Raw genomic sequence first — 23659 nt, forward strand, 5'->3', positions numbered from 1 at the left:
GTATAGATTATGCATAAAAAAAGATACTCATTGAAGAATATCTTTTTAAGAATATTAGAACTAGAATTTATTTTAACAGACTCAAATAATTATGCCTGATCAGTTGCACTTTGCACTTTTTGTGCACTTTTTATTATTTTTATCTTCATTTATATGATTTAATACTTTACTAAAAACCTTCATATTACTGCATTTGTCTTTATACTCTACACGCTGAAAACAGAGTGGGAATAAAGAGCTAACATAATATGAATGGGGAATGCCTATTTAACAGTATTTATGGACATGTAAAACGGACAAAAATGACTTAATTTAATATGATTCCCTGCCAAAAACCCTGCCAAGAAAATTCTTAGCAGGGTTTATTTTATTCAACTTTTCTTAAACTCTCTCTTTCTTCCCTTAACGCTTCCAAAAGTTCATTTAATATTAAATATTGCATTTTAGCATAACCATTATCAACTAATCCCGGATAACTTCCACCAGTATCCTCCTTTAGAAAATCCTTTAATGATTGACGGTCTTCAGGATCTGATAATTCAATATGTTGTACTGCATTTCGATATATTCTTATTTTTAACATTATTTTCTGAAGCTTTGGATAATAATTTTTAAAATCATTGAAAAAATAATTAGCTCTGTATTTATTTTTCAATGTTTCAAAAAAGAATTTGTTTAAGTTAGTTAGCATAATTTCATAATCATTCTTATTTTTAACAAATGGTAATCTTTCTAAACTATCTTGGTTTTCATTAATCTCCTCAGAGCTTGCAAGCCAAGCTTTTCGGTTGTTTTTTCTTTGCTCCATATCAAAAAGATAAAATTCATCTATTATTTTTTTTACATCCATTTCCATATGTTTTTTATTAGTATAAATAGGCAACCCATCTAACAAAACAACTGACTCTAAGTCTAACTGATTATACTCTTCAATCGTTAAAAATGAACCAACTGAACAACAAGTATTAATGTCTTTATTTGAATTTATGATGATATGTTTATAAAAATCGATACAAAAAAATAGTTTTCCATCCGAAACACTCATTGGATAATACTCTGGTAAGTGCGATATTTTTAAGCCTTTATACTTCTTCGCCAGTTTTTCAATTTCACCTATTCTCAACAAGCCATAGTTAGTCGATATCATTTCACCTGTAAAGAACAATTCTATCTTAATTTTATTATTTAGTTTGTGTTTAAATGTTTCGATTAGTGAATCTGTGGGAAGTAACGAATCTATCATAGGTACATAAATTCTAACAATATCTTTAGACTTCTCAATAATTTGTTTAAATTCATCATATTCATCACTAACATTGTCTTTATCAAATACAACTTCTCTATATTTTTTTACTTTATCGGAATATTCATAATCATATATTTGTTCTTCTAAATTTAAAAACTCTGTAATATCTTTACTTTGTAAAAACTCGTCATATTCTGTTAGCATATTTAATCGATCAAAAATTAAATAATAGTTTTTTTCACTTTTCTTATCGTAAAAAATCGCTATTTGTGCCCTTTTATAAAAAACATTAGAATTTTTTATTTCTAACAAATCAACTACAAGTTCGTCTTCTTCATTTTTATTCATTATTCTTTTAGCTTCATAGAAATTTAAATCTTTTAAATTTGGTCTCTCAATTACCATCTTTATATCTCTTATATTTTTCCCTCTCATATTACGCGAATTAACAAAATTTTCTCTTGAACGAAAGTAAGTATTAGAAACTCCATCTATAAATATTTTATTTACTTTTTTTATATTTCTAGTGTATTTGTCTTCCTTTAGATACTCTCTTCCTAAATCACTCAGCATCCCTCTTCTTTTGATAAACTCTTGATGAATTAATTCATTATACGCTACTGTAAATATATTTAAGTCTTCCTCTAATCCCATCAACAATGGGATTTCTTCTTTTCTTATACCTTGATCAACTAACCTAAGAATTGTATCTTGAATAGATGGTAATGTTCCCGTTTTATTACAAAAACAAGTAATTTCTAGTGAATAGATAGGGATACCTATTTCAAACACATTTATTAACTCACATGAAGGTAAGTATTCCCACCCAATTTTTTTTATTTCATTAATAATTCCCATCGCGTAACACCTCTATCTTACTTTCACTATTAAACCTATTCATATGAATCAATACATCTTCAAAATAGTTATGTTCTTTTTTAGAAGCCTCTTTCATAAAAAGTGCATTCCCTACAATGATAATTCTAGATTTCGCTCGAGACAACGCAACATTTAATCTTCTTTGTTCACTTAGAAAACCAATTTTTTTATTCATATTTGATCGAACTATACTGTAAAAAACAACATCTACTTCCGATCCTTGAAAAGCATCTACATTCTCTATTACAATTTCTAAATTTTTCCATTCTAAAGAATTAGAAAATATATATTTTTCAAGAATTGCTTTTTGTCCATTATATGCAGAAATAATTCCCACTTTTATTTTTTTATCTGTTGGATTCATTTTTTCTAATGTCTTTAATTCTTTTAAAATTATCTGAGCTTCACAGACATTTGAAAATGACTTAGATTTAGTTTCTTGTTGTTGATTATTACTCAGTCGTTCAGTTGAAAGCCACGCAATCGGTTCATCAATCCTATAATTCGTTAATCTATCAGTATCTTTAATATCGGTAATGATATCAACATCATCAGTATAAAACACTTTATCAATTAAGTTCGAAATTGCTGGATGCATTCTAAATTGCTTTGATAAAGTAAGAGTTATTTCTGTCTCTTTTGCTAATGTAAATAGATCTTCAAATAAACTTTCAGATAGTGCATTTTTATTTGTATTCTCTAATGTTTTTTCACTAAATTCATTTACTATTGGTGGTAATTGTTTATGATCTCCAACTAAAATCACTTTCTTTCCTTTAGTCATTGGAATCAAAATTTCTGGTACAGTAGACTTAGCTGCCTCATCAATGATTACCCAATCAAAAGATAATGAATCCATAATATTATTAGATGCTATCCCTGTACATGTTGAAGCTATTATAGAAGCCTTATCCAATAATAATTGATCAAAGCTTTCTAAGGAATCCAAACTTTTATACCACTTAGCTATACTTTTAGCTGTATCTTTTTGATTAGATTCATTTTTCTCAATTTTTTCATACTCTTTATAGAAATCTGTCACTTCAAAATCTGAAGCACTCATTTTTTCTAAAATTTCTTCTAATTCTTCATCTATATCTAAATGATTACTACTAATATAGGTAAAGGATTTATTTTTTATTGAATCTGTCCATAATTTTGTTTGATTCATAATTTTATTTGATTCAGATTCTTTGGATATTTTATCACTGTTACCCACTCTAACTAATAAGTCTTTTTCAAAATATTTTTTTAATTTATTAAAAATATGATCAACTGCTACATGAGATTGAGAAGCTAATAAAATTTTAGAGTTTTTTTCTTGTTTTTTTATTTGATAAATCAATTCATTAATCACTGTAGACTTCCCTGTTCCAGGTGGTCCTTGTATCAAAAAAATATCCTGTGTTCCTAGGGCTTTTACAACGGCTTCTTTGTTTAAATCATCCATTTCAGCATTAGCAAAAATAATCTTTTCTGTCGGTTTCTTTACAGATGCAATCGAAGGGTCAACAATAATATTCAACAAATTTTTATTTTTCGATTTACCTAAACTCAAAGTGTCTAATGCTCTTCTTGCTCTCCTAGTAACAATTAAATTTTCAGAGTAATCTATACCAAACTTTCCTGACTCCGAAAAATTTTGGTCATCAAAATCTAGTTCAGGAGAAAAAATCACTCTGTTAGCAACTAATTTCTTGATTTCCCCTACTTTCATTTGTTTCCTTACCTTATCATTATTCATGAATGTAATCTTTTTACCAATGACTATATCATCTAGATCATCAATTTCATCAATCTCAAAATAGTAATATCCAGTTTCTATGTTCTTTTCTAACCCTGAATAATACCCTATGTTTTTCTTTTTATGTAAATAAGACTCTTCTTTCTTTATTTTTTCTGTCCACAATCCAATTAAACGATCTTCATTTTTTTTGTTGTTCTTCTCCTTCACAAAATTCCTGTATTCGTTATCAACTTTTTCCATAAATTTATTTAAAAATACTATATCTTTCTTTAATACTTTAAAATTAAATAAGTCAATATTGGAATTTATTGGAAAAGCTCTTTTAATTTCATTTTCTTGCTGAGAATAATCAGGGATACTGTTAGCATGCTTCAATATTAGGGCACCTATATTTTTATCAAACACACATTTATACTTTATAAGCCCTGAAATTAAATGATATTCGTTATTCTTGGTTCTATAAATAAAATAGTCTGAGCTATTTTTTATATATTGTTGAGCTTCTTCACGTCTAGGAAAATCTAATACACCTAATTTGTGTAAACTTTCGACCACTGAATCAGTAACTTTCAAGTGCAATGTCGTATCCTTGTTTTCAATTAATGAAATTTGGTGGTCAATATCATTTATAAAAGTTTCAATAGCCGTAAAGCGTGAACTGATTACTTTATTTGTTGCTTTCATTAATATTCTTTTTATATCACTATTAACATTCAAATTTTGAATTTGCTCTTCTAATCCATCTTCGGTACTTTTAGGATGTTTTTTTGATAGCATGAATAATAAAATACATCCTAAAGAATATATATCAGAATAGCTCGAAACCCTCTCCCTATCCCTCTGTTCTGGTGATGAGTATAAAACATTATGATAATGATTTACTGTCGTTGTTTCTTCAAAAATAAGGCTTCGTATCTTACTAATGCCAAAATCTATTATTTTGATATCTTTATCACCAATATCACTTGTTATTAGAATATTAGATGGTGATAAGTCTCTATGAATAATTTCTAAGTCATGAGCATGATTTACACCTAATAGTATATCTTTGAAAATTATCAAAGTTGCTAATATTGAATCATTATTTGATTCAATATACTTTTCTAATGTAACACTTCCACCCAAATTTTCTAAAATAATATAATAAAAATCTTCCTCTTCTCCTGAGTCAAAGATTGTAACAATATTTGGATGATTTAATAAATTTAAAGATTTAATCTCTCTGTTAAATAATTCTGATATTTCATCCATTTCCGGTTGTTTAAAAAGCGCTTTTAACACATAAACTTTTTCGTCCTCGATATTCTGAATTAAAAAAATTTTAGAATCTATCGACTTAGAAACATGGATTTCTTTCAATATCAAATATTGTCCAGCAACAATTTTGTTTTTTTCTAACGACATTTTATTACTCCTTTTTCCAACTAGTTTTCTAACGCTAGCAGCAATTCTTTTATGCTATGTAAAACTTTATTTATCTTCTCAAATATTCATCGAATCTAATAGTTCATTAACTATCTCCGAATCACTTACACGACTATTAATCAATAAATAGAAAAAGTCATCATTAGACATTTGAAGCCCATTAATTCTCCTTTCTAAAGTAGGTAAAGTTAAATTAAACCTTCCATTCTCTAATTTGTATATATATTTAGGGTCTAATCCTGCTAACTCTGAAAGTCTTTCTTGACCTAATCCTTGTTCAATTCTAAGTTTTTTTATCTTTTTTATTACTTCACTATTTAGACCACTCATAAACTCACCTCTATAATTGTATTAACTCAATCGTAGGTTTGTTAAGTATAAATAGTAAGTTGCAAATAAAGCTATTTATATTGAAAAAATTCATCTCATAACTATAAATATATTATAGTATAATTCAGGAGGAGTTAATATGATTACTAAAAAAACAGTTATGTTATTTTTAATGTTTTATTTTTTACTTATCGGAGGTTGTTCCCTGTCTAACAAACCAAAATCACTTGAAGAGACAATCAAAAACAAAGCTTTTACATATGAGCTACTTGATACAAACGGTAAAACTATCAACGATAAATGTGGTGTTATTTATTTTCCTTATCATGATAAATATTTTTATAATACCGGCACTAATAGCTTAGAAAAAGCAATAGAATAATTTAATGATCAAACCAAAGAAAAAGGGGAACTATCCAAAAGAGAGAAAAATGTAAGTAAAGATCAAAACTATATTATTACTCAAGGTACAATTACATTAAGTAGAGGGTTTAGTACTAATAAAATAGGTGCTAATTTATATAATTTGAAGTAAATGATGATGGAACAATTACTGGAGACTGGGATACTTTCATTGCTCAAAGCAGTTCTAGCGGATACATCGATTGCAAAGTAATATCAAAAAAACTAGTGAAATTTGTTGTACAGCGGTTATTTTTTTGATTCAAAATTACATATTTCAAATCATACAAAAAAGTGAGAGAAATTCTTCCCTCACTTCGTTAATAATCTATTTCATTCTAAAGATGTTCATTCCCTTAATACGTGTTACCAGTACATACAACTGTTGAAACTTGATAGTAAGAACCCATGTCTACAATGTAAACAGCAACAATCATGTCTTCGTGATTGGTCATAATGATGTTTTCGTAGTGCCCTGATACTCCGGGTCCACCGTTTAATGCTGCATTACGTTCTTCTTCAACGTATTGTTGAAACATTGCTGCAGTAATTAAATCAGCTGACTTATCTGCCAGTAGTCGGATAAAAATGAGAGTGCGTTTCTATATCAACACTCAAGGCCTAAACATCTCTTCTTTCTTCCAAGAACTTATTAATCGATTCAATCTTCTCAGTCTAGTTTCTTCTTTTTTAGCACTCATTATCCACCAAATAGAATCCCTTTTATAAGAAGCTGGAAGTTGATTAAAGAACTCCCAAGCCTTTGGATCATTTTTAATTTCATCTTCATACTCTTTTGTAAGTTGAATATTCCTACTAACTGCTGAGTATCCTTCTTGATCTTTTCTTTGATGATAAAGAACTAATCCTTCTGGCTTCATTTGATTAAGTTCAATTAGTCTTTCTACCTTCTGAACGTTTACTTTACTCCAGACACTATTAGGTTTACGCGGTGTAAAACGGATTTTATAACTATCTTCATCTACTTTTTTTCTTATGCCATCTATCCAACCAAAGGAAAGAGCGCAATCCACTGACTCAGACCAAGTAAGACTAACTTTATTACTTTTTTTCTTAAAAAAACCGACCCAGATTTCATTTGTTGTTTGGTGATGATTCTCTAACCAATCAATAAATTCTTTTTGATTACTAAAATATAGAACCTCACTCATTTTTCTAGCCATTGTAAGATCATTTGATTGAGTTCATCGGGTCTCTCTTCTTGAATCCAATGTCCAGTATCTAACGTCTTAACATCAATATTAGGAACAAAGTCTTTTATATTTGGTAGTGGTGGAATGACGTCTTTCTCCCCGTAAACCATTAATGTTTTCTGATGAACGATTGGTGAAACCTCACCTAACAAATGCCAGTTACGATTTAGATTTCTATACCAATTAATACTTGGAGTGAAACCATTTTGTTTGAACCCTGAGATATAAACAGAAAGATCATCATCACTCATTACAGGCTCACCTAAAGCAACTGTTGCATTAGCTAAATTAATCATTTCCATACCTTCACCAGGGTCTTGTGCTGGAACATTTTTTCGATACAAGTTATTCAAAAATTGTGAGATATTTGCATTTAATATTGCATCTGCAACACCTGGTTGTTTGTTAAAGTGAACAAAATAATAGTCTTCTCCTAAAAACTCTTCCATAAAATCAATCCATGGTTTTTCACCACGTACTTGATAAGGTAAACATAAATTAACCATTTTTTTGACACGTTCTGGATGCAGTAAAGCCATACTCCAAACAACACTTGCTCCCCAATCATGTCCCATAAAAACAGCATTTTTGTATCCATAGTAATCTAAAAGAGCCACAAAATCACCTGTTAAATGTTCGATATCATATTGCGTTACCTCTTCTGGGCAAGAAGAATTACCATAACCACGTTGATTTGGAATGATGACATGATAGCCAGCTTCAACTAATGGAGCTACTTGGTATCTCCAAGAGTAAGCATGCTCAGGCCATCCATGGCAAAGTATAATAGGTTCACCTTTATTTTCTTGTCCTGCTTCGAAAACTTCTAAATCCACACCGTTCACCGAGATAAGTTTTGATGTTGGAAAGTTCTTATTGTTTGTCATTTTATTTCCCCCTAATTAATCAATATGTGTCTTACAAAAACAATATTATCATGGTGGTTTGACAACAGTCTGTCAGCTTTGAAAATTTTATTATTGATATTTGTTTGCCATCAATTTAAGCTTAGAAGCAACTGATTCACGCATTTCTTTTGGGGCTAAAACTTCTACATGTTCTCCAAAACTAAAGATAAGAGAGAATAACCAATCTTTTTCAGGAAAACTAGCTGTTACAAGCAATTCCCCTGTTTCTAACATCTCAATATCTTCTTCATTAAATATATCCTCTACTCGTGATTTCATTAAAGGTGATACCTTCAAGACAAGCTCTATCATTTTTGCTTGCTCGTTTTCTAATGCTATAATCTCATGATAGGATTTTTCACGACGTTTGAAAAATTGTTCTTCCATATGATAATCCTTTATACGAGAAACTCTAAATAATCTAAAATCATCCTTTAAAAGACAATAAGCAAACAAATACCACGTATAATTTTTAAAGATTAATGACATAGGTTCTATTTTTCTATTGCTAACAACATTATCATAATTTCTGTAGTCAATAGTCAGTAAACGAGTCTGTGTGATTGCTTGCCTTAGTGTTTTAACTAACTTTTTTTGAGCTGGCGAGTCACCGTAAGGATGCAAATCTATGATAATTTGCTCCGATTGAATTTTTAAGTGATCCATCTTGTTATCAGGTACAATATTTTGTAATTTTTCTATGGATGATTCTAATTCAATATCATCAACTGTAGAATTAATATCCTTAAGAACAGAAAGTAAAGAAGATAAATTATTTATGGTTAATACTTGATGATTCAACTTGTAATTTTCATAAATACTGAATCCACCATTGTTTCCAGAATGAGAAATAATCGGAATTCCTGCCAAATTAATCGTTTCAATATCTCTGTAAATCGTTCTAACTGAAACCTCAAATTTTTCAGCCAATTCATTGGCTGTGACGCGATTTCTATTAAGTAACATCACAATGATTGTTAACATACGTTCTATTTTCATTTTAGCCTCCTTCTATTATTTTTTTATTTATTCTAGTATAGTACAATCACACACCTACAACAAAAAAACTGATAACATCTACTCAAATGTTATCAGCTTTTTTTATATTTTATGCACTTGCTGCAGCTAATACAAGTGACATGTATTTTTCTTCTGAGGAAGAGCCTCGCGAGGCTAATACGATAGGGCACATTGCTCCTACAATAATTCCTGCTGCTTTGGCTCCACTTGTACAAGTTAACATCTTAGTCATGATATTTCCGGCATGTATGTTGGGAGCAACTAACACATCTACATCTCCTGCAATATCACTTGCATACCCTTTATGCTCGGCTATTTCTTTACTCACTGCACAATCATATGAGATAGGTCCTCGAACGATGCAATTTGGAATTTCACCTTGATCACACATCTTGCTTAGTTCGTTTGCTTCGACTGTTTCTGGCATTTTAGGATTTACTTTTTCTACACAGGCAAGTACACCAACCTTAGGATTTTCTTGGCCCAAAGATAGATAAGTATTTACTGTATTGTTAATGATATCTTTCTTATTCTGCAGAGTTGGATATGGAAACATCGCGCAATCAACAATACAAAGTAATTTATGATAAGTTGGTACTTCATGAAATGCCACATGGGACATTACATTTCCTGTTCCTAAACCCGTTTCTTTATTAACAACTTCTTTTAATAAAACGGATGTATCCACCAAGCCTTTCATAATGAAATCAGCTTTTTTCTCTCTTACAAGAGAAACTGCTTTTTGACAAGCCGCTACATTATCTGACACATTAATAATTTGTTCTGACTCGATAGTCATTCCTAACTCATCTGTTATTTCTAAGATTTTAGTTTTATCACCAACTAGAATAGGAATGATGATACCTCTTTTCATCGCTGTAAAAATAGATTCTAAGGTATGTTTATCTCCTGCAGCAGCGACTGCTACGCGAATTTGTCTACTTTGAAGCTTAAGCTTATCTTCAATTTGTTGAAAGTTAGTTAACACCATCTAGACTCGCCTCCTCAAAATCAAACCCTTGCCAAACAGCCTCTCCTGTATATTCTTGAGCTTCTTCTTCTCTGCGGAAAATTCGAAGCGCACCTGCAGCTAAAGCTTCCATTTCATATTCTCCTGGCATTGAGATAACTGGAGCAATATATCCTGTCATCTCTTTTAGTTGCTCTACTAGAGATTTGTCGTATGCTAAACCACCTGTTAGTATAATTGCCTCTACATCACCTTTTAAAACGGTAGCGTATGAGCCAATATTTTTAGCCACTTGATAAACGAGTGCATCATGGACAAATTTTGCATATGAATCACCTTGTTTAATTCGATCCGCTAACTCGATTCCATCCGTTATACCAATGTGATCCATCCACCCTGCTTCTCTTGTTAGAAGTTTTTCTAATTCTTTTTGTGTGTAGTCACCTGAAAAAGCTAAACGTAAGACACTTAAAGCAGGTATTGATCCTGATCTGTTTGGACTCATTGGGCCGTCACCGTTGATATTATCACTAGAATCTATCATACGCCCTTTTTCGTGAGCCGTTACTGAAATCCCTCCGCCAAGATGAGCAATAACGAGATTTAAATCTTCATATTGTTTATCTTGTGAGTGAGCATATCGAATGCCAACTTCCTTTTGATTCAAAGCATGAATACTACTTTTTCGATAAATATTTTTAAGACCTGTTGCTCGTGCTAAATCTTGGAGTTCATCTACTACTGGTGGATTAACAGTGTAAGCAACACCGCCAAATTCGCGAACAAATTCATTAGCTAATTGGACAGCCAAATTACATGGATGTTGTCCTGCAAAACCATCAAAAGCATCTTTCAACATTAATTCATTAATAGCTAACACACCACTTTTAACAGTTTTAAATCCTCCACCACGGCCAACAAAAGCATCAGTACCTTCAAGTGTTTGACCTTTTTCTTTTAAAACTTTCAATATAATCTCTTTACGATAATCTAATTGATCGTTGATTTCCGAAAAAATAGCTAAGTCTTCTGTACTATGCATAATATTTTGACTAAAAATAAGTTCATCATCATTAAATAATGCAATTTTAGTCGATGTTGAGCCTGGGTTAATTGTAAAAATTTTATAAGACTTCATCTAAACTGTCCTCTCGTTCATTAAAAATTATTCTTCAGACCAAACACTCATTGGGTCCCATTCGGTCATTTTATCACCGTATTTTTTCTCCATATCTGCTCTTACTTGAACAAATTTTTCAGGAAGAACTTCCCAACTTGCAGGCTCATTAATGCCTCTTTTAGCCTTTAATAAAGCATCTACACTTGCGTAAAGACGTTCTGGTCTAATCCAGTGTAAGTAATCTGAGATATCCATTTTGTTACATAGCTCAACTGAATCAATTTCATCATCATAATGAGTTTCAAATTGTTCTAATACTGTTAGTAGGTAGTCACGTTGTTCGATAACAAATTCTAGGCCACAGATAGCCCCATGACCTGGAACAACCACTTCTGGTTTCAACTCATTAATAATACGGTTCAATACGTTCACCCAGTTATGAATACCTGCTTCGCTATAAGCGCCACATCCGTTAAAGACAATATCTCCAGCAAATAAAACTTTATCTTCTGGTAACCAAAGAAGTAAGTCACTGTCCGAATGAGCAGGAGCCACATTTAAAATTTTAGCCACAGTATCTCCTAATCGAATATCGATATCACCACTGATTTCAATATCTGGATTAATCCATTCAACACCTGCTAAATCAAACCCATTTAATTCATTAGCAAGGAATTGTTGACCTGGTGTTACGCCCTGAGCATCTTTTCCTAATTTAACTAATTTACTCCAAGCTCCAAGTGAGTTTGTTTCAGGTATTCTTTCTGTATTCGCATATTCATGCATGATAAAGCAAGAATCTTCAAACACTTTATTTCCCCAAGTGTGATCGCAGTTATAATGTGAATTCACTACATAAGCAGGTTTTTTTCCGCCACTTACTTCTTGGAAAGCTTCCATCATCTCTTCAGCATGAAACAAGTCAAAAAATGTATCAAAAACTAATCCTGGTCCTCGATTAATGAAAGCTGCATTTGCCCAACTAATTCCTTTATATGGTGAAACTGCTGCAAAAATATCATCAGCAATCTCAATAAATTTAACGCGTTCTTTTTGAATAATTCTTCTATTTTTCATTACTTTTCCTCTTTTACTTGCTGTTGTTTATTATTTAGTAAGATAGTTTTTAATTAAGTTATCTACTCGATATTCAGGAAGAATATCTTTAATCATCACTGATTCTTTTTTAATCATTTCAGAAATAGCACGTGTTTCTTCTTTTGTTGCGGTTAATCCCATATCTTCAACGCGCTTAGCAATCATGTTTGCTCCCACACCTTTTCCGTAAACAACTTCATATGGTGGACATCCGATTAAAGAAGGTACAAATGGTAAAACGGCTGGAACTCCACCTTGAGGTTCAAGTTTATTAAGCATATCTACAATAAGACCAGAACCCATCTTAAAGTTTCTTGAACCAAGAAGAGGTTTATTATCAGCAAAAGGTGTCTTAGACATTGTTTCCAATTTTTTAGCAAGAGGATACATTTTTTCAAGTTCAACACCTGTTTCAATTCCCATGTTAAGCATTAAGTTTAAAATGACTTCTTCTGTTGGTGTGTTTCCTGCTCTTTCACCTAATCCGTTCATAGCTACTTGAACATAATTAGCTCCTGCTGATACGGCTGCTAAAGTATTGGCTGTTGCAAGACCATAATCATTATGGAAATGACAAGAAACATCCACACCTTCGCCTGCCCATTCACGGTATTTTTTAATCATGCCTTGAACTACCCAAGGCATAGTGAAACCAAACGTATCAGCGTATGAAATTTCAGTTGCTCCTGCTTCTACTGTTTCTTTAATAAATCGTTCAATATAGTTTAAATTAGTTCCTCGGGCGATATCCCATGGACCTACAATAATTTCTTTTATGCCACATTCTTTTGCTTGTTTAACTGCCGCTACAAAGCTAGCAATAGATTCTTCTTCTGAATTAACTCCGATTGCTTTAGCAACCCATCCATTTCCAGGTCCTTCAATTCCGATTACTTCTACACCACATTTAGCAGCTGTTTCAATATCTTTTGGTACTGTACGAGCAAGAGAAGCAAGTTTAGCATTTTTTAAGACACCTGGTTTAGATAAAGCTTTTAATGCTTCACGTTCTTCATCAGATACCATGGCAAACATCTCAATTCTATCAACACCCATATCATCAAAATCTTTAGCTAGTTCAAATTTTTCTGCTGCTGTTAGAACACATCCTGGATTTTGATCTCCTTCTCTAAGAGAAACTTCATGGATTCCAACACGTTTTGGGTAATCACACCCAACTAGCATATCCTCCATATAGTTGAAATCTGTTACCCAATATTTGTCTGTTCGATGTTCCATTATCAACATCCTCCTCGATAATTTTAATTTTTATACTCAAGTCGTTGACTCCAGTCGCTGACTTGAGTCAATTATGTGTTTTCAAAATGATTCTGTCAACTACTTTTTTTCAAAAAAACTCTTTCTTATTTCCGTAATTAGAAAAAAAGGCTTATTTTCTAGTAATAGCCTCATCTAGAAAAAAAAAAAAACTGTATGATATGATTAGCCAATAACCTATCAAGTCAGTTTTAAAAAAAGAAATAAATCATATCATTTGTAAGTAGGAGAAGATTATGGCAATCGTAGAAAAAAAAATGACTCAAAGAGAAATAAATGCTCAAAAAACAAAACGTAAAGTGTTAGAAACATCCCTTCAATTATTTACTACCCACGGCTATGACTCCGTCACTATTGATGACATAGTCAAAAAAGCTGGTGTTTCAAAAGGAACGTTTTATACTCATTTTTCATCTAAAGATAGAGTGTTAGTAGAAAGTTTTAATTCTATTGATGGCGTTTTTGAAGAAGCTATGGAGGTTTTACCAGATGACACATCGGCAAGTGATCAATTACGTGTTTTGTTTAAAACACTTTTTGAATACTGTTCTAATTTTCAAGATGTTGATATCATGAAAATTGTTTACATGAACCAAATTAGCTTAGGAGAACGTCAAGTACTTCTAAAAGATCACAATAGACCTCATTACAAATACTTAGATAAAATTGTTAAATTGGGAGTAGCAACAGAAGAATTTCATTTTAGTGTTGATACCGAAACTTTAATTGAGTACTTTTTTATTTTTAGTTTTGGTTTGACTTACAATTGGTGTCTTGAGGATGGAAAGAAAGATTTAGTCCAAACTGGATCTGTTTTTGTGGATCAATTAATTGAATGGTTATCTGGACCTGTTAAAAAGATGCCATTTTAGATTTAAATAAAATAAAGCACTCCTTTCTTAGTTTATTTTTTGAAAGGAGTGTCTTATTTTATTTAAATTATTTATGAATGCTTTTTATTTTTCTATATCTAAATAAAAAAATCGCATTGATAGAATTTAATCTAGCAATACGATTTAGTCTACAAGCATAAAATCTTACTATCTTTCACACTTCTTTATGACTATTTAGAGTTTTTCTTATTTGTAACTAAATATTTCTGTTATTGAATAGTCATAATATAATATATCTCTACCAAATGGACCATTCCCATTTTTGATTCCTGTAATTACAAGGGCACCGTATGCTATACTATTACTTTTCCCTTTAATAATATTATGCAAATGACCATCTTCTTTATTACCTTCAGTTGAATAAAACTCAGATTCATTTAATTCTTTTTTAAACATTATATCTGCCAACTCTTCTACTGTTGCCGCTATACCTAAAACATTAGACACTGGAGCTGAACTAAGTGGGATCATGTTTTCACCATTATTTCCTAATTCACTAGCTAAAACTGAACTATTATTGGATGTTAAATGCTCTTTTTCGTACCCTTCTGCAATCGTATGAGCAAACATTGCTGCTTTAGCTTTATCAGATAACTCAATATAATTTAAAGGAGATAATCCTAGCTCTGAACGAAGAGTATTAATGTTCTCAATCATTCGTTTTGTATAACGATCATTGATTTCAAAATAAACTTGTAACTTTTCATAATCTGATTCAGATATTTCATAATTTATATCTTTTTTTATTTCCTCGTGTACTTTTTCAAATACTTCATCTGTTGTATCAGTTTTTTTAGATAAAATACTCTCTATGGAGTCATAAACTGTATAATCATCTACCAAACCTTTTTGAACACCTTGAACAACCTCTTTTACTGTTTCAACTGAAATTTCTTTATAGTCTTCAATATAGTCTGTCACTTCATTTTCTTTTGTTGCTGAACCTATTATTTTATCAATCCGATCTTTTGTTTTTGCTCTGTTAATTTGGGAGATAAACGTTTGTTTTTGAGTATCAGTAATATGACTCATTCCATTAATCACATCTATCGCTGATTTTTTTTGACTCTCTAAGCCAGTATTTTCTGTTTTATCATTTTTAGCACTTTCAACTTTAGCTGCTTCTAAGACACTCGCAATCTGAGCTTCAGTTTTTGCTATTTTAATCTGTTCTTCAAACGATTTGTTTCCTTTCAAGTTCAATCCTGCTAATTCTTTAAGAGCATTTTTGCGAGTTGTTTCTAGTTTCTCTGATGTTTCTTTATCTTGCTTAAATTGATCATCTTGATTTTTAGCCTCTACTACAATTTTATTAATCTCTTCAGAAGTTTTTGCTTTATCAATTAATCCATTCACATCTTTTTTATTAGCTTCAGATAAATATTCTAACTGGGTAATTTTTTGTTTAGCCTGTTCTTTTTCTTTTTCCAATTTTTCTTTATTAGCTGTTTCTTCATTATTTTTATCAGATACTTGTTTGGCTTTTGCCACAATTGTATTAATTGAACTAACTGTTTTAGCTTCATCTATTTGTTTATCAAATTCAGTCTGTTGAGATTCTATTAAATTCATTTTACTTAAGTCAGACTTAGCTTTCTTTTTTGCATCATTCAATTCTTTTTTACTTACGGCTTCATCATTTTTATTGGAACTTACGACTGCTTCATTCAGTATTGAGTTAATATCAGTAGTTTTCTTAGCAGTTTTAATACGATTCTTAAATGCTGATTTTTCTGCTTCTGTTAAATTTAATTTCTCTAATGAAGCAATTGCCTCATTTTTGACTTTCTCTAATTGATTTTGTTCATTCTGATTATTTTTATCGCTCACTTGATGCGCATTTTCTAGCGCATCTGAAACTTCTGGAACTGATTTTGCATTAGTAACTAAAGAAAGAAATGTTGCTTGCTCTTCTTCCAACAAATGAAGTGTTTTAATTTCCTTTTTAGCATTTAATTTAGCTGCTTCTAATTTAGATTTTTCAGCTTCCTCTTTTTTATTATTTTCAGTACTTAGTGATTGAGCATGAGTTAAAATATCACTAATGTCAGCAAGATTTGTGGCTGAATTAATTTGATAAATAAGAATCTCTTTATCTTCACTATTTAAATTTAAACTATCTAGTTGAATTAACGCATTAGCTTTCTCTTTTTTTAACTCTTCACTCTCATTTTTTATAGCTTCATTTTTTTCATGAGCTGTCTGAGCTTGTGCAATATAATTATTAATTTCTTCCACTGATTGAGCAGCTTGAATGACTGATTTAAAATCGGTCAATTCTTCTGGTAATAAATTCAAATTAGCCAAAGTCTCTACTGCTGACTGTTTGGCTTCTTCTAACCCATTATCTTCTTCTGGTTTTGTGCTACCTTCCAGTTTAGCAATTTCAGCTTGAATTTCGTCAATTTTTTGTTGTAAATGATTGATTTCATCATTAATAGCAGATGTTTCTTCTGCAATAGAATTTGCATCAATTACTGGTAATTGTTTGGCTGCCTCTAAGTCTTGTAATGCAATTGCTTGTTCATTTAAGATAGCTTGTTTATTTGCTTGTGCCACTTCTAATCCTGCTTGAGCATTGATTAATGCTTCGTTAAGGGATGTTGGGACTTCTTTTTCTTCTTCTGTTGGTTGCCAAGCATCGATGGCAGACTGAGCTTCAACCACACTATTTTGAGCTGCAATAATTGCTGCTTCAGCAACTGCTAGCTTATCAACCAATTCATTAACTACCATTTGAGCATTCGCTGAAATGATTGAATTTTCTTTGTTTTTAGCATTAGCCTCATTGAGTCTTACAAACGCTGCTTCCAATTCTACTTGTTTATTTCCTAATTGCGCTTCTAAGTCAGCTAATTGTTTTTTTAGTTCTTCTAATCGATTTCCCTCTGGTTTAGGTTCAATAGGTTTAACAGGTACAGTCGGTTTTATTGGTTTAATGGGCTTATCTGGATTAGCGTCAACTGACTTAATTGGATTTCGTTGATTGCTATGTTTACCATTATCAAAATTTGATTGATTAACAGGTGTTGTATCAGTTTTGTCTGTCGATTCTTTTGTTTTATTAGTTGCTGAGTCAATTGATTTACCTATAACTGGATTAGATGTTTGATTCATAAATGGTTGATCTTTATCAACCTTATCTCCATCAGATAAAATTTGTTCATTTAAAACTTTGCCATCTTTATCAGTTAATGTAATTTTTTGTCCATCAAAAGTAATCGTTGTGCCAATTGGTACAGTGTATTGCGAACCTTCTTCAAAGCCATTTAGTTCCATTAACACAGTATGTTTTACATTGATAGCACGACCTATTTCATAAAACGTATCACCATCAGCAAACGTATAGGATGTATCAGTTTCATTAATCTTTTCTCTAATTTCTTCAGCCGTATTCGGTCTCCATTCAGCTGCTTGTACCTCACTACCATTAGTTGTGACAATACCTACACCAATTAAGCTAAGATAAACTAGACCTTTAATAACCCATCCGTTACGTCCTCTAACTAGTTTAGGCTTGTAATCTTGTTGGACTTCATATGGTACGTAACCATTCTTTTTATTATCTTTCATTTCTTACTCTCCTTACACTTTTTACATGGTTAAATATACTTACAACCGTTATTATAAAATACAACCTATGCATATTGTGGGCATCTGTATAATAAAAAAAGTCTCTGAAAAAGTTTACTAGAAACCCTTTCAGAGACTTTTTTATTAAAATTATTCTTTTACACCTTTACCGATTGAGATAAAAAATTTTTGAAGTTGGGGTAACTTGCTTAATTGCATCACCAATAAGCATGAAAGTATTTTATCAATGATACTATCTGTTACTGCACCGATATAAGCAGCAAAAAACATCGCAACTCCTGAACTTCGAATGGCTAAAATCAAGACATCTGTGATCGAGTTTGAAAAGCCACCATAAAGAATTAATCGTATCCAAACACTAACAAAAGAACCTATTAAAGAAACCAAAATCCCTGTGAGAATAGCTTGCTTCACATCAAATTTTCGTCTGGAACATAAATTGGCTACAATAGCGTTCACCATACTGGATAAACCAAAAGCTAAAGAAGAAGGCCCGTGTATAATAGCTAACAACAAGTGAGTTGTAAATCCTGTGAGAACACCATATTTCATTTTAAAATTTACTGCGATAAAAATTGTTCCTATTCCGCTTAAATAAACTAACGGAATATTCATAAAGGCTATAAAAGTACCTAACATAACATTCATAGCAACTGCAATAGCACATAAAGTTAAGACTTTAAGCTCTGCTTTTCTTTCTTCCATAAACAACATCCTTTTAAAAAATTCATAATACTTAGTTATTTCCGTTTATGTAATAAAAACTATTTTTTATTCGTTTCAATATCATAATAGTTCAACGTATCTTTCATATTTTGAATGAGATAATCTTTAATATGTTTGGGTGAAATTACTTTAACATGATGCCCTTGACCTAATAACCACATTTTTACTCCATACCCATCATTTCCCTGTATCGAAATTCTAAGACTACCATCATCATTTTCTTGAATAATTGTTGAATTTGGAAAACGATCTAATACATAAATAGGATCATAGTAAAAATCTAAAACAATTGTTATTGGGTTGCCAAAAAACGGAAGAACACCTTGGTTTCTAAGAACGCCACCTTCAAACTTATCTTTATAATCTACTCTATTATGAGATGATATTACTTTTATATCTATCATGCTATGTACTTTGAATTTATTCATAGCTAGTAAGTCAAAATCATCTTGTGCCGTATGAGAAGATGACATCATATAGAAATACAGATCCGAAAAATAAATCGCATTAGGAACTCGTTGAAAAACGGCAGTAACACCATTTTTAGCATAAGAAAATTCCAACATATTATGGTTAACAATCGCCTTAATAACCATCTCCAATTTTTCAATAACACCATTTGATGAAATTCCCTCATAGTAAAGTTGTTCATTTGCGATGAACTGCTTTAATACTTCTTGATTATCAGCAGTAGCAATCAATTTATTGGATAGAGAAAAAAATTCTTCTTGGTTAAAAAGTCTCGTCGAGTGAAGTATTTTTAAAAGTATCAAAATATCTGTGTCTGTCAATCGTTCTAAATTACTAATATCACCAATATTTTTTAATTGATAATTTCCTCTTCCATCTCGTTCAATATTAACGTTATCAGATAGTACTCCTCCGTTTTCTTCACTTAGCAATACTTCCTCAATATAACCAATGTCTCTTTGAATAGTTGAGCTTTGCTTATCAAATTCTTCCATTAGTTCACGTTTGGTTATCTTTTTACCACTCAATAAACGAAGAAAGATAATCAACATTCGTTGTTGAGAATTCATCATAACAACTCTCCCTTTTTAGTCATTCAAAAGATATTATAGGATAAAACACAATCAGATGATAGTTTTTATTTAATTTCAATATAATTAGACTTACACTTTCTAAGTATTGAACGATTATAAATAAATATAATAAAGTTGATCAAAAAGATAGTCATCTATTAAATAAAGCTAGTCATAAATAATCAAAATATCTGATTATTTATGACTAGCTTATTCCTAATATTATTTTACAGCAGCTGCATTTATATAACCTTGCCAGTTTCCTTTTCCATCATAGAGTGAATAGTAGGTTGAACCGTTGACATGTTGATATCTTCCACGTGCTGTATATGTTTTATTATACATATTTTTAGTTGATTGACGGTATTTCCATAAAAAATTTGACCATGTGTTGTAATTTTTACTAGCTATTTTTACTTTTCTTCCATCAGCTATATAAGAGCCCTCTTGACCTTTACCAACTTTACCTGATTTTTCATTAATGTAACCATACCATTTTCCTTGTTTGTCATAAAGTGATAAATAAGTTGAGCCGTTAATATGATGATACTTTCCTTTTGCTAAGTAAGTTTTATTGGTTATTGTAGTACCTGAGTGACGTGTTTTCCATGAAAAGTTTGACCATGTATTATAACCTTTACTTGTGATGGTTACATATTTGTTGTATCCAATGTAAGCACCTTGTTTTCCCTGGCCAAATTTAACGCCTTTTTCATTGATGTAGCCGTACCATTTTCCGTTAGCGTCATAGAGTGACAGGTAAGTTGATCCATTTTGATGTTCATATCTTCCTTTAGCTTGGAAAGTTTTATTCAATAAGTCATTACCTAATTGACGGTATTTCCATGAAAAATTTGACCATGTATTATAGTTCTTGTTGGTCACTGTCACATAACGTCCATCCGCAATATAATTTCCTTCTGGTTTTTCCGGCTTAATTTTTTCATAATTAAAAGCAATGAATGTTTCATTTGATGTTACGATCATTTTTCTTGTTGAAAATGGTGTTACTAATTTATAACCATCTAAAACTCTCGCATGATACACAAGCTCTTCACCTTTTTTAACTCGATACAGATCGGTATATAAAGCTCTACCTTCTTTCATATCCCAACCTTCAGCTCGTATAATACAAATTTCCTCTGATGAATCTGATAAACTTAATGGGGCGATATCCTCCACCGAGCTTGTTTCAGTAGTTTCTTCATTGGCTTCAACTGTTACAGAGGCTAAATTATCGAAGGCGAATACTGTTCCGACCATAATTGGCGTTATTAGCATAGTTACTAATACTTTTTTCAATCCTGTTTTTTTCATTTTTAGTGCTCCTCCTAAATATGTAATTAATTTTTTGTTACATATTTAATTATAAAATAACACCTTTTCATAATATGAATATCTCAAAAAATAATTTATTCTTCTACAATTTTTGTTTCAATTCATACATCTTCAGCTCTTGTTGAATTAAGTATTTTCAATAGAATCAAAATATCTGTATCAGTCAATCGTTCAGAATTATTAATATCTTCAATGTGTTGTAACTGATACATTCCTCTTACAATAAATAACATGTTTTATTATACTATAATAAGACTAAGCAAACATTACCGTGATACAATGACATAAAAAGAAAGGAAGCATAAAACATGCTACTTTTAAAAACAATTACTCAAGAAAATTGGCGTTTAGTAGCTAACTTATCTGTCAGCAGTGAACAAACTACTTTTATTGAATCCAATAAAGATTCTTTATTGGAAGCAGCATTTGATAAAACCTTTGACTGGATACCATTAGCTCTGTATGATGATAATGTTTTGGTTGGATTTACTATGATTGGTGACTTTAAAGAAGTTGAAAAAAGCATCTGGTTAGACCGTTTTATGATTGATCAACATTTTCAAGGTCAAAAATATGGCAAAAAGTTTTTAAAAACTATTGTTGAACATATCAAACATAACTGGTCTGTTGAGACAATTTTTTTAAGCGCAACTAAAGAGAATAAAAAAATATTTTCTTTTTACGAATCTGTAGGGTTCATAAATACACATACTGTAGATGAAAAAAATGGTGAAGTTATTATGACGTTAACTTTTTAATAGTTACCACGCAAACTATTTCCTTTCTATTCTTTACTAGAGTATAATTTTTAAAAAAGAAAAGAGGTTTTTTTTCATGTCTTACAAAGTTGATTTTAAAGAAGTGTCTACTATTGGATTTGAAAATTCTCCTGTTAGTGAAGCAATGGCTGGACTACGAGCAAACGAAGCTCGTTATTTTTGGAATAAATACAAACATGAATTTGTGACAGTTCCTGCTACAGAAGATACTGAAACATTGAAATGGATTGAATCTATTTTAGCTGAACGGGATATGATTTTTCCTTATCAACCACTAGAGGTTTCTTCTTTTGAAGTGGAGGGTATTAGGATGGCTTATGTTTTTTATGAAAACGGCTTATCCGTTAATATCATGTATACCCTTGAAGAGGGTGGTAAACGCGCTGTTGGTTTTAAGTTATCTGATGCCATGGAAATTCCTGTTGAGTTTGAAGGAAAATTCAAATTTGCTCGTCAAAAATCAAAATTAGCCGGAACTATTAGAGGTTCATTTTTCGTCATAAAAGGAACTTATTTATAAGACGATAGGTGACTTCTATTAATTCCAGCTATTATCAACAATTAATCAGCGTCATCCATCATATCAAATAGATGTTGGATGACGTTTGCTTTTCTCATCGTTCCAGTAATACCTAACTTTTTTTCAAGAAAATTCGTATTTAATTTTTTCTTAGGAGCTTCCCTTGGTAAGTAAAGATACATGCAACTTGTTCCTTCTTGAAATATTTCAGAGAAAAATACAGTGTGACGTACTTTTTCTAATTTCATTTCATCGATTGCATCATTTGTAAAAACTAGGTGAATTCTAGAATAATCATAGGAGTCATCAAATGGGTTCTCAGCAAGAGCTATTTTCAAATCTTCTTTTGTTTTTATGATAACCGATAAATCTGCTCCAATGTTTTCTTTAATAACATCATGAATTTTTTTACTCACTTCTTCATGTGATAAATCTGTATCCAAGATAATATTACCGCTTTGTATATAGCTTTTAACTTGCTGAAATCCTTCTTGTTCTAGTAATTCAACTAAAGCTGACATTTTAGGAATTTTATTTTTCCCAACAGGCGTTACTCCTCGTAATAGTGCAACTATTTGCATGTACTTTCCTCTTTCTTATAATGCCACGTATTCTTTTTTCAGAATTCCCATCATGTGAACATCATGCCATTTTCCAAAACGATAAAAGGCTTCTCGCATCACGCCTTCTTCTTTAAATCCTAATTTTTCATATAGCGAAATCGCTCTTTTATTAAATGAAAAGACTTGTAAACTCAAGCGATGAAAGTTTAATTCATTAAACGCATAAGCCATCATTAAACTAAATGCTTCTTTTCCAATGCCTTGTCCCCAAACATCTTTTTCACCAATATCGATAATACACTCTGCCGAACGGTCTTTCGTATTAATATTAATCATCGAAATAATCCCAACTGGTCGATTGCCTTCTTTTAATTCAATGATATAGCTTTTACTATTTTTAGAACTTGTAATAAAGCCAATGAAGTTTTCTGTTTCTTTCAACGTAAATTGATCTAGTTCTGGACTAGTTGAAGCCATTACTTCTGTGTCGTTACGCCAATGATTATAAATTTCTGCATCTGTTTCTACTACTTTTCTTAATCTGATTCTTTCATTTTCAAACATCT

At 31.1% G+C, this 23659-nt stretch carries 21 protein-coding genes; 4 read left to right on the forward strand and 17 right to left on the reverse strand.

Annotation, left to right across the window (positions count from 1 at the left end; genetic code table 11):
• Positions 1-367: 367 nt before the first annotated feature.
• The 3 genes from H9L18_RS13515 to H9L18_RS13530 form a co-directional block, all read right to left on the reverse strand.
• Positions 368-2104 (reverse strand): hypothetical protein, encoded by a 1737-nt coding sequence (locus tag H9L18_RS13515; protein ID WP_126792919.1) that lies wholly within the window; start codon positions 2102-2104, stop codon positions 368-370.
• Positions 2091-5276 carry a serine/threonine-protein kinase gene (locus H9L18_RS13525; RefSeq protein WP_246433293.1) on the reverse strand — a complete coding sequence of 1062 codons (3186 nt, stop codon included), beginning with the start codon at positions 5274-5276 and terminating at the stop codon, positions 2091-2093. The genes H9L18_RS13515 and H9L18_RS13525 overlap by 14 nt, the downstream gene beginning before the upstream one ends.
• A 78-nt stretch (positions 5277-5354) precedes the next feature.
• Positions 5355-5627: a helix-turn-helix domain-containing protein gene (locus tag H9L18_RS13530; RefSeq protein ID WP_126792923.1), complete on the reverse strand. Its 273-nt coding sequence runs from the start codon at positions 5625-5627 to the stop codon at positions 5355-5357.
• 139 nt (positions 5628-5766) lie between these two features.
• Between H9L18_RS13530 and H9L18_RS13535 the strand changes: the two genes are divergently transcribed.
• Complete coding sequence (locus tag H9L18_RS13535) at positions 5767-6009, forward strand: hypothetical protein (protein ID WP_126792925.1); 243 nt, start codon at positions 5767-5769, stop codon at positions 6007-6009.
• Positions 6010-6385: 376 nt separating this feature from the next.
• Here the strand turns inward: H9L18_RS13535 and H9L18_RS13540 are convergent, their stop codons facing one another.
• The 8 genes from H9L18_RS13540 to H9L18_RS13575 form a co-directional block, all read right to left on the reverse strand.
• The gene (locus H9L18_RS13540) at positions 6386-6568 is read right to left on the reverse strand and encodes a hypothetical protein (RefSeq protein WP_126792927.1); all 183 of its coding nucleotides are present in this window, start codon (positions 6566-6568) and stop codon (positions 6386-6388) included.
• A 75-nt stretch (positions 6569-6643) separates the two neighbouring features.
• On the reverse strand, positions 6644-7213 hold the full coding sequence (locus H9L18_RS13545; protein WP_246433294.1) for a YdeI/OmpD-associated family protein: 570 nt from the start codon (positions 7211-7213) through the stop codon (positions 6644-6646).
• Complete coding sequence (locus H9L18_RS13550; protein WP_126792929.1) at positions 7198-8130, reverse strand: alpha/beta fold hydrolase; 933 nt, start codon at positions 8128-8130, stop codon at positions 7198-7200. The genes H9L18_RS13545 and H9L18_RS13550 overlap by 16 nt, the downstream gene beginning before the upstream one ends.
• Positions 8131-8220: 90 nt before the next feature.
• The gene (locus tag H9L18_RS13555) at positions 8221-9150 is read right to left on the reverse strand and encodes a helix-turn-helix transcriptional regulator (protein WP_126792931.1); all 930 of its coding nucleotides are present in this window, start codon (positions 9148-9150) and stop codon (positions 8221-8223) included.
• Between the two features lie 109 nt (positions 9151-9259).
• Positions 9260-10162: a bifunctional enoyl-CoA hydratase/phosphate acetyltransferase gene (locus H9L18_RS13560; protein WP_126792933.1), complete on the reverse strand. Its 903-nt coding sequence runs from the start codon at positions 10160-10162 to the stop codon at positions 9260-9262.
• A complete protein-coding gene (gene buk / locus H9L18_RS13565) occupies positions 10149-11279 on the reverse strand; it encodes a butyrate kinase (RefSeq protein WP_126792935.1) in 1131 nt (376 codons plus the stop codon). Before buk ends, H9L18_RS13560 begins: the two co-directional genes overlap by 14 nt.
• Positions 11280-11306: 27 nt before the next feature.
• Positions 11307-12338, reverse strand: a complete 1032-nt coding sequence (locus tag H9L18_RS13570; RefSeq protein ID WP_126792937.1) for an MBL fold metallo-hydrolase — start codon at positions 12336-12338, stop codon at positions 11307-11309.
• Between the two features lie 30 nt (positions 12339-12368).
• Entirely contained in the window at positions 12369-13598 is a 1230-nt protein-coding gene (locus H9L18_RS13575) for a LeuA family protein (protein ID WP_185847449.1), read from the reverse strand.
• Positions 13599-13873: 275 nt separating this feature from the next.
• Between H9L18_RS13575 and H9L18_RS13580 the strand changes: the two genes are divergently transcribed.
• Positions 13874-14509, forward strand: a complete 636-nt coding sequence (locus H9L18_RS13580; protein WP_126792941.1) for a TetR/AcrR family transcriptional regulator — start codon at positions 13874-13876, stop codon at positions 14507-14509.
• A gap of 207 nt (positions 14510-14716) precedes the next feature.
• On the opposite strand, the gene H9L18_RS13585 is transcribed toward H9L18_RS13580, so the two are convergent.
• The 4 genes from H9L18_RS13585 to H9L18_RS13600 all read right to left on the reverse strand — a co-directional run bounded on the left by H9L18_RS13585 (position 14717) and on the right by H9L18_RS13600 (position 21210).
• The gene (locus H9L18_RS13585; protein ID WP_126792943.1) at positions 14717-18103 is read right to left on the reverse strand and encodes a coiled-coil domain-containing protein; all 3387 of its coding nucleotides are present in this window, start codon (positions 18101-18103) and stop codon (positions 14717-14719) included.
• A gap of 150 nt (positions 18104-18253) precedes the next feature.
• Complete coding sequence (locus tag H9L18_RS13590) at positions 18254-18829, reverse strand: ECF transporter S component (protein ID WP_126792945.1); 576 nt, start codon at positions 18827-18829, stop codon at positions 18254-18256.
• A gap of 59 nt (positions 18830-18888) precedes the next feature.
• Complete coding sequence (locus H9L18_RS13595; protein ID WP_126792947.1) at positions 18889-19893, reverse strand: helix-turn-helix transcriptional regulator; 1005 nt, start codon at positions 19891-19893, stop codon at positions 18889-18891.
• Between the two features lie 222 nt (positions 19894-20115).
• The gene (locus tag H9L18_RS13600; protein ID WP_126792949.1) at positions 20116-21210 is read right to left on the reverse strand and encodes a hypothetical protein; all 1095 of its coding nucleotides are present in this window, start codon (positions 21208-21210) and stop codon (positions 20116-20118) included.
• Between the two features lie 329 nt (positions 21211-21539).
• Between H9L18_RS13600 and H9L18_RS13605 the strand changes: the two genes are divergently transcribed.
• Both H9L18_RS13605 and H9L18_RS13610 read left to right on the forward strand, forming a co-directional pair.
• On the forward strand, positions 21540-21989 hold the full coding sequence (locus H9L18_RS13605; RefSeq protein ID WP_126792951.1) for a GNAT family N-acetyltransferase: 450 nt from the start codon (positions 21540-21542) through the stop codon (positions 21987-21989).
• Between the two features lie 76 nt (positions 21990-22065).
• On the forward strand, positions 22066-22530 hold the full coding sequence (locus H9L18_RS13610; RefSeq protein WP_126792953.1) for a phage tail protein: 465 nt from the start codon (positions 22066-22068) through the stop codon (positions 22528-22530).
• 41 nt (positions 22531-22571) lie between these two features.
• Here H9L18_RS13610 and H9L18_RS13615 read toward each other — a convergent pair whose 3' ends face one another.
• Together H9L18_RS13615 and H9L18_RS13620 are read right to left on the reverse strand one after the other, a co-directional pair.
• Positions 22572-23111 carry a DUF1697 domain-containing protein gene (locus H9L18_RS13615; protein WP_126792955.1) on the reverse strand — a complete coding sequence of 180 codons (540 nt, stop codon included), beginning with the start codon at positions 23109-23111 and terminating at the stop codon, positions 22572-22574.
• 15 nt (positions 23112-23126) lie between these two features.
• Entirely contained in the window at positions 23127-23657 is a 531-nt protein-coding gene (locus H9L18_RS13620) for a GNAT family N-acetyltransferase (protein WP_126792957.1), read from the reverse strand.
• Between the last annotated feature and the right edge of the window lie 2 nt (positions 23658-23659).

Source organism: Vagococcus carniphilus, assembly GCF_014397115.1.
Taxonomy (GTDB): Bacteria; Bacillota; Bacilli; order Lactobacillales; family Vagococcaceae; genus Vagococcus; species Vagococcus carniphilus.